Source organism: Streptomyces sp. NPDC031670 (assembly GCF_055580545.1).
Window position 1 is genome coordinate 1 of sequence record NZ_JBVILC010000036.1, and the last position, 14,154, is coordinate 14,154.

The 14,154-nt window shown below is 73.8% G+C and carries 11 protein-coding genes; 8 read left to right on the plus strand and 3 right to left on the minus strand.

Features of this window, described 5'->3' with window-relative positions:
- Positions 1-90: 90 nt before the first annotated feature.
- Together ACZ5ID_RS35390 and ACZ5ID_RS35395 are read right to left on the minus strand one after the other, a co-directional pair.
- Positions 91-528 carry a hypothetical protein gene (locus ACZ5ID_RS35390; RefSeq protein WP_468906482.1) on the minus strand — a complete coding sequence of 146 codons (438 nt, stop codon included), beginning with the start codon at positions 526-528 and terminating at the stop codon, positions 91-93.
- A gap of 2 nt (positions 529-530) precedes the next feature.
- Complete coding sequence (locus ACZ5ID_RS35395) at positions 531-890, minus strand: hypothetical protein (protein WP_406552217.1); 360 nt, start codon at positions 888-890, stop codon at positions 531-533.
- Positions 891-1,438: 548 nt separating this feature from the next.
- Here ACZ5ID_RS35395 and ACZ5ID_RS35400 point away from each other — a divergent pair.
- The 8 genes from ACZ5ID_RS35400 to ACZ5ID_RS35435 all read left to right on the plus strand — a co-directional run bounded on the left by ACZ5ID_RS35400 (position 1,439) and on the right by ACZ5ID_RS35435 (position 12,361).
- Entirely contained in the window at positions 1,439-2,512 is a 1,074-nt protein-coding gene (locus tag ACZ5ID_RS35400; RefSeq protein WP_468906486.1) for a methionine ABC transporter ATP-binding protein, read from the plus strand.
- A complete protein-coding gene (locus ACZ5ID_RS35405; protein WP_468906489.1) occupies positions 2,509-3,177 on the plus strand; it encodes a methionine ABC transporter permease in 669 nt (222 codons plus the stop codon). The genes ACZ5ID_RS35400 and ACZ5ID_RS35405 overlap by 4 nt, the downstream gene beginning before the upstream one ends.
- A 70-nt stretch (positions 3,178-3,247) precedes the next feature.
- The gene (locus ACZ5ID_RS35410) at positions 3,248-4,111 is read left to right on the plus strand and encodes a MetQ/NlpA family ABC transporter substrate-binding protein (protein ID WP_468906492.1); all 864 of its coding nucleotides are present in this window, start codon (positions 3,248-3,250) and stop codon (positions 4,109-4,111) included.
- Positions 4,112-4,273: 162 nt separating this feature from the next.
- Positions 4,274-4,930, plus strand: coding sequence for a GNAT family N-acetyltransferase (locus ACZ5ID_RS35415; RefSeq protein ID WP_468906494.1), 657 nt, complete (start codon positions 4,274-4,276; stop codon positions 4,928-4,930).
- Positions 4,931-5,045: 115 nt separating this feature from the next.
- Positions 5,046-6,263 (plus strand): precorrin-6y C5,15-methyltransferase (decarboxylating) subunit CbiE, encoded by a 1,218-nt coding sequence (gene cbiE, locus ACZ5ID_RS35420; RefSeq protein ID WP_468906497.1) that lies wholly within the window; start codon positions 5,046-5,048, stop codon positions 6,261-6,263.
- A 336-nt stretch (positions 6,264-6,599) separates the two neighbouring features.
- A complete protein-coding gene (gene cobT / locus ACZ5ID_RS35425) occupies positions 6,600-10,118 on the plus strand; it encodes a nicotinate-nucleotide--dimethylbenzimidazole phosphoribosyltransferase (RefSeq protein ID WP_468906499.1) in 3,519 nt (1,172 codons plus the stop codon).
- Between the two features lie 133 nt (positions 10,119-10,251).
- Positions 10,252-11,481 carry a uroporphyrinogen-III C-methyltransferase gene (cobA, locus tag ACZ5ID_RS35430; protein WP_468906502.1) on the plus strand — a complete coding sequence of 410 codons (1,230 nt, stop codon included), beginning with the start codon at positions 10,252-10,254 and terminating at the stop codon, positions 11,479-11,481.
- A gap of 64 nt (positions 11,482-11,545) precedes the next feature.
- The gene (locus ACZ5ID_RS35435) at positions 11,546-12,361 is read left to right on the plus strand and encodes a TrmH family RNA methyltransferase (protein WP_406555243.1); all 816 of its coding nucleotides are present in this window, start codon (positions 11,546-11,548) and stop codon (positions 12,359-12,361) included.
- 7 nt (positions 12,362-12,368) lie between these two features.
- Here ACZ5ID_RS35435 and ACZ5ID_RS35440 read toward each other — a convergent pair whose 3' ends face one another.
- Positions 12,369-13,601 carry a serine/threonine-protein kinase gene (locus ACZ5ID_RS35440; RefSeq protein ID WP_468906505.1) on the minus strand — a complete coding sequence of 411 codons (1,233 nt, stop codon included), beginning with the start codon at positions 13,599-13,601 and terminating at the stop codon, positions 12,369-12,371.
- Positions 13,602-14,154 lie beyond the last annotated feature (553 nt).

Here is a 14,154-nt window from a genome sequence, read left to right on the forward strand (position 1 = left end):
GATCAACTGGTACAACTATCACCGACCCCACACCGGCATCGCAGGTCAAACCCCAGCCAGCCGCGTCACCAACCTGTCCGGACAACACACCTAGGGCGTCTCCCGGTTCCGGCGCAGCCAGAGCATGCCCAGCACCGGCAGGATCACCGGGATGAAGACGTAGCCGGCACCGTAGTCCGACCAGACCGTGGCATCGGGGAACGCGGACGTGTCCGCGAGTGTCCAGGTGCCCACGGTCAGGACGAAGACGAGCTCGGCGGCGCAGCACACCAGCGCGGTGCGCCGCAGCCGCTCGCCGCCGCGCACCAGCGAGAACGTGATGAACCCGTACACCACGGCGGCCACCGCCGACAGGACGTACGCCAGCGGGGCCCTGCCGAAGTCCTGGACGATCTGGACGATCGAGCGGGAGGCCGCGGCGACGGTGAACACCCCGTAGAACCAGACCAGAACGCGGCCGGGGCCGCTGCCCAGCCGCCTGCGGCCGGACTCGTCACGGCCGGTGGACTCGGTGGTCGACTCGGTCACGGTCACCCTCCCCAGATGTCGTAGAGACGCACTTCGAGCACCGCGAGCACCACCGCGCCGGCCGAGACCGTCACCGAGCCCCACTTGGTCCGCTCGCTCAGCGACAGCAGACCGGCCGCTGGGACGGCCGCGAAGGAGCCGACCAGATAGGCGATGAAGATCGCCATGCCCTGGTCGGGCCGCTCGCCGCGCCCCAGCTGCACCAGGCCGACCACCAGCTGCGCCAGGGCCAGCACGGAGACCACGGCCATACCGATGAAGTGCCAGTCCTTGGTGGGCTGGTCCCGGTAGGCGGCGAAGCCGCACCAGGCGGCGAGGGCGAGCGCGGCGGCGGCGACCGCGACCGTCAGGGCGTCAAGCATGGGAACGAGCGTATTACGGCCCGAAGCGCCCGATGCGCCCGCCCCGGGCGCCGTCGGCCGGTCCGGGCGCGCCGCCGTGGCCTTGGCCACAGGACGCCCGGGGGAGGGGGCCTGGCGGCGCCGGCGCCGGAAAGCCGTCGCGCCGGGCATCGGACCAGGCCAGACTGGGGAGAGCGGCCTCCACCCGGACGACTTCAGCGCTCCCCGGCCTTCCCGGTCGCGTCCGTATGGTGGGCGAATGCTGTCCGCTATCCGGACAGCATGGATCCGTTCCAAGCTCCTTCTGCTTTACTTCACGCATGACCACGACGAGCAGCCGCACCCTTGCGACCGAGGCGATGAACGCGCCCGGTGCTCGTTGTATGTGTCGAATGTGCGCCTTCTGAGGGCCCCCGCCTGAGCCTCGCGCCCCGAAGCGAGACCCATGAGCCATGCCCGCGCACGCCATGCCTCCCGGTTACCACCGATGTGGCTGTGACGCGTCCCGAACACGAATGCCCCGTGCCCGGCGGACACCGCGCCGCGCACTCGACAGTGACGGAAATCCTGTGATCACCACTACGGGCCTCACCAAGGTCTACCAGTCGCGCGGCCGTGAGGTCACCGCCCTGGACGGCGTAGACCTCCATGTCCGCGAGGGCGAGGTCTTCGGCGTCATCGGCCAGAGCGGCGCCGGCAAGTCCTCCCTCATCCGCTGCGTCAACCTCCTGGAGCGGCCGACCACCGGCACGGTGACCGTCGACGGCGTCGACCTCACCGTGCTCGCCGGGCGCGGCCGGCGCGCCGGCAAGGAGCTGCGCCGGGCGCGCAGCCGCATCGGCATGGTCTTCCAGCACTTCAACCTGCTCTCCGCGCGAACCGTGCAGGCCAACATCGAGCTGCCGCTGGAGATCCTCGGCGTCTCCGGCAAGGAGCGCTCCCGCAAGGCCCTCGAACTCCTCGACCTGGTCGGCCTCGCCGACAAGGCCAAGGCCTACCCCGCCCAGCTCTCCGGCGGCCAGAAGCAGCGCGTGGGCATCGCCCGGGCGCTCGCCGGCGACCCCAAGGTGCTGCTCTCCGACGAGGCGACCAGCGCCCTCGACCCGGAGACCACCCGCTCCATCCTCCAGCTGCTGCGCGACCTCAACCAGCAGCTCGGCCTCACCGTCCTGCTCATCACCCACGAGATGGACGTCGTCAAGACGGTCTGCGACTCGGCCGCGCTGATGAAGCGGGGCCGGATCGTGGAGTCCGGCACCGTCGGCGAACTCCTCGCCACCCCCGGCTCCGAACTCGCCGCCGAACTGTTCCCGGTCACCGGCGAGGCCACCGGCCCCGAACGGACCGTCGTCGACGTGACCTTCCACGGCGAGGCCGCGACCCGGCCGGTCATCTCGCAGCTGTCGCGTACGTACAACGTCGACGTCTCGATCCTCGGCGCCGCGATGGACACCGTCGGCGGCCGGCAGATCGGCCGGATGCGCATCGAGCTGCCCGGACGGTACGAGGAGAACGTCGTCCCGGTCGGCTTCCTGCGCGAACAGGGCCTCCAGGTCGACGTGGTCGACGCCGACGAAGCGGCCGAAGCAGAGATCCCGGCGCAGGCGCAGCCCGCCGCCCTGGTCAAGGAAGGTGCCAAGTGAGCTGGTCCGAGATGCAGCCGCTGCTGTCCCAGGGAACCATCGACACCCTCTACATGGTGCTGTGGTCCAGCCTGGTCACCGTCGCGGGCGGACTGCCGCTGGGTGTGCTGCTCGTCCTCACCGACAAGGGCGGCCTCCTCCAGAACCGCCCGGTGAACAAGGTCATCGGCGTGATCGTGAACATCGGCCGCTCGATGCCGTTCATCATCCTGCTGATCGCCCTGATCCCCTTCACCACCTGGGTGGTCGGCACCTTCATCGGCCCCACCGCGATGATCGTGCCGCTCGCCGTCGGCGCCATCCCGTTCTTCGCCCGGCTGGTGGAGACCGCGATCCGCGAGGTCGACCACGGGCTGGTCGAGGCCGTCCAGTCGATGGGCGGCTCCATCCCGACCATCGTGCGCAAGGTGCTGCTCCCGCAGGCCCTGCCCTCACTGATCGCCGCGCTCACCACCACGGTGATCACACTCGTCAGCTACTCGGCGATGGCCGGCGCGGTCGGCGGCGAGGGCCTCGGCTCCAAGGCCATCACCTACGGCTTCCAGCGCTTCGAGACCCCGTTCATGCTCGTCACTGTCGGGGTGCTGATCGCCATCGTCACGGTGGTCCAGCTGATCGGCGACGGCGCCGTACGCCTGCTGGCCCGCCGGGGCCGCACCTCCTGACCTCCTCTCCACCAGAGCCCGCACTCCTTGTCCGGGCGACCCACCGCACCACCAGAAAGAGGCACTTTTCGTGCGTAAGAACATCAAGCTCACCGCGGCTGCCGCCGCCACCGCCGCCCTCGCTCTCGGCCTGACCGCCTGCGGCACCTCCTCCGACCCGAAGTCCTCGTCCGCCAAGGGCGCTTCGGCCGACCCGTCCCAGACGCTCGTCGTCGCGGCCTCCCCGACGCCGCACGCCGACATCCTGAACTTCGTCAAGAAGAACCTGGCGGAGAAGGCCGGACTCAAGCTGGAGGTGAAGGAGTTCACGGACTACGTGCTGCCCAACACCGCCACCCAGCAGGGCCAGGTCGACGCCAACTTCTTCCAGCACAAGCCCTACCTCGACGACTTCAACAAGAAGAACAACACGACCATCGTGCCGGTCGTGAACGTCGAACTGGAGCCGCTCGGCCTCTACTCCAAGAAGACCAAGTCGGCGAAGGAGATCGCCTCCGGGCAGACGATCGCGGTGCCCAACGACACCACCAACGAGGGCCGCGCCCTGCAACTGCTCGCGGGCAACGGGCTGATCACCCTCAAGGACGGCGTCGGCACCTCCGCCAAGCTCTCCGACATCAAGGACAGCAAGGGCCTGAAGTTCAAGGAGATCGAGGCGGCCACGCTGCCCCGCGCCCTGAACGACGTCGACGCCGCCGTCATCAACGGCAACTACGCCATCGAGGCCAAGCTCAGCCCCGCCAAGGACGCGCTCGTCCTGGAGAAGGCCGAGGGCAACCCGTACGCCAACTTCCTCGCCGTCAAGAAGGGCAACGAGGCCGACCCGCGGATCAAGAAGCTCGCCGAGCTCCTCAACTCCGCCGAGGTCAAGAAGTTCATCCAGGACAAGTACCAGGGCTCGGTCGTCCCGGCCTTCGGCGCCGTCAAGTCCTGACCGCGGCCGGTCAGTTCCGGCCACCGTCCACGGGCCCCGCACACCGACCGGTGCGCGGGGCCCCGGCGCGCCCGGCCGCCCCGATGGCACAACCCCGGCCATGCACATCCCCGCGCCGATGCTGCATGCTGTGCCTTTACGGCCTGACGACCGTCCCCCGGCATGGAGCGGCACATGACTACCCCGACCCCGGTGTTCCCGGACATCTCCATCAGCACCGACCGGCTGGTGCTGCGCGCCTTCGACGAGGACGACATCCCGGCGCACATCGAGATGATGAACGACGAGCACGTCATCGCCTGGACCTCCGTGCCCCACCCGTACACGGCCCGCGACGCCCTGGAGTTCGTCCGGCTGCACGCCCCCGCCGAGCGCACCTCGGGACGCGGCATCGTCTTCGCCGTCACCGAGTTCCTCACCCAGCGCCTCGTCGGTGTCATCCACCTCCAGAACACCAACTGGCGCACCCTGGCCACCGAGGTCGGCTACGTCATCGCGCCCTGGGCGCGCGGCGAGGGCTATGCCACCGAGGCCGTGCTCGCCGCCGCGCAGTGGCTCTTCCGCGACCAGCGCTTCGAACGCATCGAGCTGCGCACCGCCGCCGACAACACCGCCTCCCAGCAGGTCGCCCAGAAGATCGGCTGCATCAGCGAGGGCGTGCTGCGCAACGCCTGGATAGCGCGCAGCCAGACCGAGGACGGCGGCTGGACGGACATCCGCACCGACCTGATCGTGTGGAGCCTGCTCCCCGAGGACCTCGACGGCGTCGCCGACCAGCTCGCGGACGCCGGGTACGCCTCGTTCGCCGACTGGAACTGAACCGGCCACCACCCCCGCTCACCCCGCCCGCGCCCGCCCCGCACCAGGTAACCTCACCCTGGCCGGACCCGCCGGGACCGCGCCGACCTGCGACAACTCCAGGAGACTGACGACGATGGCCGACCGCGTCACGGTGATCGGCTGGGACGGCTCGCCGCTCACCTCGGCGGCCCGGTCCGCGCTGTCCGCCGCCACCCTGGTGGCCGGCGCCGCCCACCATCTGGCGCTGCCCGAGGTGCCCCCGCGCGCCGAGCGCATCCGGCTCGGCAGCGTCGACCTCGCCGCCCGCCGGATCGCCGGGCACCGCGGCAGCGCGGTCGTCCTGGCCGACGGGGACCCCGGTTTCTTCGGCGTCGTCCGCACCCTGCGCGCCCCCGAACACGGCCTGGAGGTCGAGGTGGTGCCCGCGGTCTCGGCCGTGGCCGCGGCCTTCGCCCGGGCCGGGATGCCCTGGGACGACGCCCAGATCGTCGTCGCGCACCGCCGCACCCTGCGCCGCGCCGTCAACGTCTGCCGGGCGCACACCAAGGTCGCCGTCCTCACCTCGCCCGGCGCCGGACCCGTCGAACTGGCCCTCCTCCTCGAAGGCGTCCACCGCACCTTCGTCATCTGCGAGGAGCTCGGCAGCGATCGCGAACAGGTCACCGTCCTCACCTCCGACAAGGTCGCCGACCACGCCTGGCGCGACCCCAACCTGGTCATAGTGATCGGCGGCGGCCAGGGCGCGGCGGCGGGCGCCGGCTGGATCGCCGGACGCGACCCCGGCCACCCGCGGCAGGTCCGCGGCTGGGCGCTGCCCGCGCACGCCTACGGCGAGGGGCTCGGCCCCGGCGAGTCCGCCGATCTGCGCGCCGCCCAGCTCGCCCGGCTCGGCCCGCGCACCGGCGACCTCGTCTGGGACATCGGCTGCGGCAGCGGGGCGCTGTCCGCCGAGGCCGCCCGTTTCGGGGCCGCCGTCATCGCCGTCGACGCCGACCCGGACGCCTGCGCCCGTACCGAGGCGGCGGCCCGTCGCTTCGGTGTGCAGGTCCAGGTCGTCGCGGGCCGCGCCCCGCACGTCCTGGAGTCGCTGCCCGAGCCCGACGTCGTCCGCGTCGGCGGCGGGGGAGCCCAGGTCGTCGCCGCGTGCGCCGACCGCCGCCCGGAGCGGATCGTCGCGCACGCCGCCACCCGCGACGGCGCCGAGGCGATCGGCGCCGCCCTCGAAGCCGGCGGATACGACGTGGAGTGCGCCCTCCTCCAGTCCGTGGAACTGGATACGAGCGCCTGGTCGGAACGCGAACGCTCGGTCGCTTTCCTGCTCTCCGGAAGGCGCCCGGAAAGGTCCCCGTGATCTCTCCGGCGTGTCGTCCGGGGTAGGCTGGCCGACTGTTGTACCGCACCGGGCCGTTCGGCGCTACGTTCGTCAATGTCCGGAATGGGAAACCGGTTTGGGGCCCTGTCGCGGTACGTCGGATCCCGGTGGAGCGCAACGTGGCGCACCCCACACGTTCCGTGGCCGAGACGGGGCGCCAGGTCGGCGATCTCCCGCGAGAATGCTGTGTGTCCGCGGGCCGCTCGCACCGCGCGGCGTGCCCGCTCGTTGTTGTCGACGGGTGCGGGGCGTGCCGTGCGAGGGCGGTCCCCGGGCGCAGGCCGAAGAAGCACTACAGATGGACGAGGGGTACGCATGACTGACACCGGCCAGGTCCCGGGCGAGGGACTGCCGGAGGACGCAGGCATGGTGGAGCAGCCGGCCGTCCCCGCTCCCGGCGCGTACACCTTCCTCGACCCCTCCGACGGTTCGGCGCTCGGCGCGGACGACGACGACCTTCTGCTGATGCCCGGCGCCCAGGGCGCCTGGATCGACCCGCACTCCGCGCCCGCCCCGCTCGCGGCCTCCGCACCGGTGCCGGCCCCGGCGCACGCCGCCCACGCCGCCCCGGAGCAGGCCGCCGAGCCCGGCGCCCACGAGGCCGGTGGCCGCGACTCCGGCTCGGTGGACCTCGGTGCCGTCCGCGCCCCGGCCGCCCCCGCGTCCACGGCGCCCCCGACCGCCCGCCGCCCGCTGCACATGGGCCCGCCGGTGCCGGACGCCTCCGGTGGTATCGTACGGTCGCTGGCCGACCGGGGTCCGGCCGCGGGCGCCCCCGCGAACCCGGTGCCGGTGCGCACCTCCGGGGCGGCCACCGGTCCGGAGTACCTCGACGTACCCCGCGAGGAGCCGGCCGCGCCGGTGCCCGCGCCCCAGTTGAGCGAGCTTCCCCCGCAGGGTGCGACGCCGTGGGAGTCCGTGGCGCCGCAGGAGGCCGCCAGGACCGCCGAGCCGCAGCCCGCGCCCGAGCCGCAGCCCGCCGCGCAGGCGGTCCCGCAGCCCGAGCCGGTGGCGGCCGAGCCCTCCGTCGCCGAGCCCGCCGCAGTCGAGCCGGTGGCGCCCGAGACCGTCGCCGCCGAGGCCGCCCAGCCGCAGCCCCCGCAGCCGGAGCCCGCCCAGCCGCAGCCCGTTCAGTCACAGCAGCCCCTTGCGCAGCCGGAGCCCCAGCAGCCCCAGCAGTCCCAGAACGGTCTGGTCGGCGGCGCAGAAACGGTCGTCCCTGAGGAACTCGCGCCGGTCGGCGCGCCCGCGCCCGCCGTCGCCGCCGAGCAGTCGGCGCCCGCCGGGACGCCGATCGCGATGCCGCCGGCCATGCCGGCGGCGGCCGTGCAGCCGCCCGCCGCCGGTCAGTTCGTGCCGGTGGAGGGCTCGGTCCCGGCCGGACCGCAGCCGGTCCCGCCGGCCGCCGACCCGGTCGCGCCGGCCCCGGCCGCCGAGCCCGCTCCGGTGTCCGAGCCCGCTCCCGTGTCCGACGCCGTTGCGGCGTCCGTGGCCGAGCCGGTGGCGGCCCCGGCCGCCGCGTCCGCCGAGCTCCCGGCGCAGGCCCCGCAGCCCGAAGGCGGCCCGGCCGAGCCGCAGCCGGTGGCCGAGCCGGCCGCCGAGCCCGTGGTTCAGGTGGCGGCCGTCGCCGTGGCGCAGGACGAAGCCCCCCAGGAGGTGGCCGAGCCCGTCGCCGTGCCGGCCGCGAGCGGGCCGCAGCCCGTCGCCGTCACGCCGCAGGCCGCGCCCGCGGCGGCGCCCGTTCCCGCCGACGAGGTCCCGGAGCAGGCCCCGTCCCCGCTTCCCGTGGAGGAAGCGGTGGAGCCGCAGGCCGTGGCCGCCCCGGCAGCCGCGACGCCCGTCGTGCCCGTACCCCGCTCCGAGTCCGTCCCCGCCCCGCAGCCGGAGCCGCAGCCGGAGCCGGCCCCGGCGGCTCCCCTGCCGCCCGCCGCCGAGGACGCGCCGGAGGAGCGGACCCCCGCCCCCGTGATCATCGAGGACGACGAGGACACGGCCGAGGAGATCGTCCCGGCCGCCGCTGCCGCCGTCGAGCAGGGTGAGCTCCCGGCCGAGGTGGCCGCCCCCGCCGTCGACGACGACGAGGACGCCCCTGCCGAGGCGGGCGCCCCGGCTCCCGGCTACGCGGACGCCGAGCGCGAGGCCGTGCTGCGCGTCATGCGCGAGCGGCGCGACATCCGCAACGGCTTCCGCGGCGACCCGATCCCGCACGAGGTGCTGCTGCGCGTCCTGGAGGCCGCGCACACCGCCCCGAGCGTCGGCCACTCGCAGCCCTGGGACTTCGTGGTCATCCGGTCCGCCGAGACCCGCCGCACCATGCACGAGCTCGCCCAGCGCCAGCGCGACGCGTACGCCAAGTCGCTGCCCAAGGGCCGGGCCAAGCAGTTCAAGGAACTGAAGATCGAGGCCATCCTCGACACCCCGGTCAACATCGTGGTCACCGCCGACCCGACCCGCGGCGGCCGGCACACCCTGGGCCGCTACACCCAGCCGCAGATGGCCCCGTACTCCTCGGCGCTCGCCGTCGAGAACCTGTGGCTGGCCGCCCGCGCGGAGGGCCTCGGCGTCGGCTGGGTCTCCTTCTTCGACGAGCGCGAGATGGTCCGCGCGCTGGGCCTGCCCGAGCACCTGGAGGTCGTCGCCTACCTGTGCGTCGGGTACGTGGACGAGTTCCCGGAGGAGCCCGAGCTGATGCAGGCGGGCTGGTCCAAGCGGCGCCCGCTGTCCTGGGTGGTCCACGAGGAGACGTACGGCCGCCGCGCGCTGCCCGGCGAGGACCCGCACGACCTGCTCCAGGAGACCGTCGCCGGGATCCGCCCGCTGGACGCCAAGGCGCTCGGCGAGGCGTGGGAGCGGCAGAAGCGGATGACCAAGCCGGCCGGCGCGCTCGGCATGCTGGAGATCATCTCCGCACAGCTCAGCGGCCTGTCCCGCAAGTGCCCGCCGCCCATCCCGGAGCCCGCGGCCGTCGCCATCTTCGCGGGTGACCACGGGGTGCACGCCCAGGGCGTGACCCCCTGGCCGCAGGAGGTCACCGGCCAGATGGTCGCCAACTTCCTGGGCGGCGGCGCGGTCTGCAACGCGTTCGCCAACCAGGTCGGCGCCGAGGTCTGCGTCATCGACGTGGGCGTGGCCAGTGAACTCCCGGCCACCCCGGGGCTGCTGCCCCGCAAGGTGCGCCCCGGCACCGGCGACATGACCGCCGGGCCCGCCATGACCCGCGAGGAGGTCGTCGCGGCCGTCGAGGTGGGCATCGAGACCGCCCGTGACCTGGTGGCGGCGGGCAACAAGGCGCTGCTCACGGGTGAGATGGGCATCGCCAACACCACCGTGTCGGCCGCCCTGATCTCCCTCTACACGGGCGTGGACCCGGCCGAGGTCACCGGCCGCGGCACCGGCATCAACGACGAGACTCACGCCCGCAAGGTCGATGTCGTCCGCCGCGCCCTGGAGCTGCACAGCCCCGACCCGGCCGACCCGATCGGCGTCCTCGCCGGGATCGGCGGCCTGGAGCACGCCGCCATGGTCGGCTTCATCCTCGGCGGCGCCTCGCTGCGTACGCCGGTGATCCTGGACGGTGTCTCCGCGGGCGCCGCGGCCCTGGTCGCGCGGGCCATCGCCCCGGAGTCCCTGGCGGCGTGCATCGCGGGCCACCGCAGCGCGGAGCCCGGCCACGCGGCGGCGCTGAACAAGCTGGGTCTGCGCCCGCTGGTCGACCTCGATCTGCGGCTGGGCGAGGGCACCGGCGCGCTGCTGGCCCTGCCGCTGGTCCAGAGCGCGGCACGTGCCATGCACGAGGTCGCGACCTTCGACTCGGCCGGAGTCACCGAGAAGTAGCCACGGTCGTACCCGGTGTGCCCACCCGTCCCGCAGTGCGGAACGCGCGGGCGCACCGGGCGACGGTCCGCAGACAATGGGGCCCGGGGCGACGCCCCGGCCTCCGCCGACGCCGCACCTGGAGCCACCCGCCATGGCAGAACACCCCGCGTACCCCGTAGGCCTGCGCCTCACCGGCCGCCGCGTCGTCGTCGTCGGCGGCGGCCAGGTCGCCCAGCGCCGCCTGCCCGCCCTGATCGCGGCCGGTGCCGACGTCGTCCTGGTCTCCCCGAGCGCCACCCCCTCCGTGGAGGCCATGGCGGACGCCGGTGAGATCACCTGGCACCGCCGCGGCTACCAGGACGGCGACCTCGCGGACGCCTGGTACGCCCTGGTCGCCAGCAGCGACGGCGAGGCCAACCGGCGCGCCTCCGCCGAGGCCGAGCGGCGCCGCGTCTGGTGCGTGCGCTCCGACGACGCCACCCAGGCCACCGCCTGGACCCCGGCCACCGGCCGCACCGAGGGCGTCACCGTCGCCGTGCTCACCGGCGGCGCCCCCGACCCGCGCCGCACCGCAGCGGTCCGCGACGCCGTGGTGGAGGGGCTGCGCGACGGCACCCTGGTCGCCCCGCACCACCGCGACCGGACCCCCGGCGTCGCCCTCGTCGGCGGCGGCCCCGGCGACCCCGACCTGATCACGGTGCGCGGCCGACGGCTGCTCGCCGAGGCCGATGTGGTCATCGCCGACCGGCTCGGCCCGCGCGACCTGCTCGACGAACTCCCGCCGCACGTCGAGGTGATCGACGCGGCGAAGATCCCGTACGGCCGGTTCATGGCCCAGGAGGCCATCAACAACGCGCTGATCGAGCACGCCAAGGCGGGCAAGGCCGTCGTCCGGCTCAAGGGCGGCGACCCGTACGTCTTCGGCCGCGGCATGGAGGAGCTGCACGCCCTCGCCGAGGCGGGCATCGCCTGCACGGTCGTCCCCGGCATCTCCAGCTCGATCTCGGTGCCGGGCGCGGCCGGCATCCCGGTCACCCACCGGGGCGTGGCGCATGAGTTCACCGTGGTCAGCGGTCATGTGGCGCCCGACGACCCGCGCTCGCTCGTCGACTGGGAGGCGCTCGCCCGGCTGACCGGCACGCTGGTGATCCTGATGGGCGTCGACAAGATCGGCGCGATCGCCCGGACGCTGATCGCCCACGGCAAGAGCCCCGAGACGCCCGTGGCCCTCGTCCAGGAGGGCACCACCGCCGCCCAGCGCCGCGTCGACGCGACGCTGGCCACCGTGGGGGAGACTGTGACCACGCAGGACGTACGGCCGCCGGCCGTCATCGTGATCGGTGACGTGGTCGCCGTGGGTCCCGCGCTCCCGACCATGTAACCGGCGGTAACGGATCTCGGTCCGGGCCGTTGGCACCACACCCAGGACAAGGCAGTATCACCCTGTGGCTGATCTCATCACCATCGACGACCCCGACGACCCGCGCCTGCGCGACTACACGGGCCTGACCGACGTCGAGCTGCGGCGCAGGCGCGAGCCCGCCGAGGGCCTGTTCATCGCCGAGGGCGAGAAGGTCATCAGACGGGCCAAGGACGCCGGTTACGAGATGCGGTCCATGCTGCTCTCCGCCAAGTGGGTCGACGTCATGCGCGACGTCATCGACGAACTGCCCGCGCCCGTCTACGCGGTCAGCCCCGACCTCGCCGAGCGCGTCACCGGCTACCACGTGCACCGCGGCGCCCTCGCCTCGATGCAGCGCAAGCCGCTGCCGGCGGCCGAGGAGATCCTGGCCACCGCCCGCCGGGTCGCCGTGATGGAAGCCGTCAACGACCACACCAACATCGGCGCGATCTTCCGCAGCGCCGCCGCCCTCGGCATGGACGCCGTGCTGCTCTCGCCGGACTGCGCCGACCCGCTCTACCGCCGCTCGGTGAAGGTCTCCATGGGCGCCGTCTTCTCCGTGCCGTACGCGCGCCTGGAGTCCTGGCCCAAGAGCCTGGCGACGGTACGCGAAGCGGGCTTCCGGCTGCTCGCCCTCACCCCGGACGAGAAGGCCTCCGCCATCGACGAGGCCGCGCCCCACCGGCTCGACAAGGTGGCCCTGATGCTGGGCGCCGAGGGCGACGGGCTCTCCACCCAGGCCCTGGTCGCGGCCGACGAATGGGTCCGTATCCCGATGGCCCACGGCGTCGACTCGCTCAACGTGGGCGCGGCGGCTGCCGTCGCCTTCTACGCGGTGGCGACGGGCCGCCCCGCGTAAAGGCCGGCTACAACTGCTGCGCCGCCGCGATCCCCAGCGCCACGATCAGCGTGACCACGAAGAACACGATCAGTCGCTGGCGCAGCAGCCGGGGGTTGGCCGGACGCAGCCGGCCCGTGCCGGTCCGGGCGCCCGGACGCGTGCCGGGACGGCCGGCCGTCCCGTTGGTGCCGTTCGTACGGCTCCCGGAGCGGCCCGCGCCCCGGGGCGCGGGCGGGCGCGTGCCGCCGGTGCGCGGCGCGGAGCCGCGTGGAGCACGCTCCCGCCGGCCCGCGCCGGTACCCCGGCCGCTCTCCGTGTAGCGCTGGGTGCGCTCGTCGTGCTCGTACCGCTCGGTGCGCTCGTTCAGACGCCCGGTGGCGCGCTCCGCCTCGGAGCGGTCGCGCTGGGCGGGCGGGCGCGCCTCCAGCGAGCCGCCCTGCGCCTCCCGGGCGGCGATCTCCTTGAGCCGCATCGAGAGCTGGAGCGTGCTGGGCCGCTCCTCGGGGTCCTTGGCCAGACAGGCCCGCACCAGCGGCGCCAGCGCGTCCGGCACCCCGTGCAGCTGCGGCTCCTCGTGCACCACCCGGTAGAGCATGACCTCCGAACTGCCGTGCCCGAAGGGCGAGTCGCCCATCGCCGCGTACGCCAGCGTCGCGCCCAGCGAGAAGACGTCCGTGGCGGGCGTGACCGCCGCGCCGCGCACCTGCTCGGGGGCGAGGAAGCCGGGCGAGCCCACCGCCGTGCCGACGTGGGTCAGCGTGGAGGCGCCGGTCGCCCAGGCGATGCCGAAGTCGATGATCCGGGGGCCCTTGGGGGAGAGCAGGATGTTGGAGGGCTTCAGGTCGCGGTGGACCACCCCCGCCTCGTGCACCGCCACCAGGCCCTCGGAGAGCGCGGCGCCGATCGCCGCGGCCTCGGCCGCGGCCAGCGGGCCCTCCTCGGCGACCTTGTCGTGCAGCGAGGGGCCCGGCACGTACTGCGTCGCGAACCAGGGGCGCTCCGCCTCCAGGTCGGCGGCGACGAGGCGGGCCGTGCAGCCGCCGCGGATGCGCCGGGCCGCGGACACCTCGCGTGCGAAGCGCGAGCGGAACTCCTGGTCCTCGGCGAGGTCCGGACGGATCACCTTCAGCGCGACCCGCTGGCCGCGCCGGTCGGAGCCGAGGTAGACGACACCCATGCCACCCGCGCCCAGGCGCCGGTGGAGCCGGAACGAGCCGACGACACGCGGGTCCTCGCGCCGGAGCCGCATCATCGCCATTTTCATCCCCGCTGCCCGGTCCTGTTGACGTGGCACAGCTTACGTACCCCCGGGCCGGTGTGCTCATAGGCCGCGCCCTCTCGCCCCGATCGATTGTCAGTGCCGGGCGCGAAACGTGAGGAGCGGTCAGCAGCCCGCGCCGGCGGGCGTGCTGACGCGGGCGTGGTCCCAACGGCGCGTCGCACAAGGGGGATTGGATCAGTGAGGGGCCACCGGGTGGAGACGGTCGTGGACGCGGGCGGGACGACACGCACGTACGAAGTGGTGGCATGCCGGGCGGGTGGCGGGGTGGAGACGGTGGTCCGCGGTGGGGTGGTGGAAGTGAGTGAAGTCACCCCGGGGGCGCACCCGGGGTGACTTCACCGGCGGCCCCGGGCCCGTCCCCTCCGGGAAGACCCCAAGTCCTGCACCCGCGTCTCCACCCAGGGGAGTACGGGAGTGGGGACCCACTCATCCCCTGGGAGGCCCGGCAATCGGTACGAGGGCATGACGCCCGGGGTCCGCCGTTTCCCTACTGTTGTGGTCAAGCGGTGGGCGTAGCACTCGTCCCCCG

What these genes read in the sequence shown, in the direction of transcription:
- ACZ5ID_RS35440 (WP_468906505.1), bottom strand. Translation starts at nt 13,601, where the DNA reads ATGGCGATGATGCGGCTCCGGCGCGAGGACCCGCGTGTCGTCGGCTCG.
- cbiE (WP_468906497.1), top strand. Translation starts at nt 5,046, where the DNA reads ATGGCCGACCGCGTCACGGTGATCGGCTGGGACGGCTCGCCGCTCACC.
- ACZ5ID_RS35415 (WP_468906494.1), top strand. Translation starts at nt 4,274, where the DNA reads ATGGAGCGGCACATGACTACCCCGACCCCGGTGTTCCCGGACATCTCC.
- ACZ5ID_RS35395 (WP_406552217.1), bottom strand. Translation starts at nt 890, where the DNA reads ATGCTTGACGCCCTGACGGTCGCGGTCGCCGCCGCCGCGCTCGCCCTC.
- cobT (WP_468906499.1), top strand. Translation starts at nt 6,600, where the DNA reads ATGACTGACACCGGCCAGGTCCCGGGCGAGGGACTGCCGGAGGACGCA.
- cobA (WP_468906502.1), top strand. Translation starts at nt 10,252, where the DNA reads ATGGCAGAACACCCCGCGTACCCCGTAGGCCTGCGCCTCACCGGCCGC.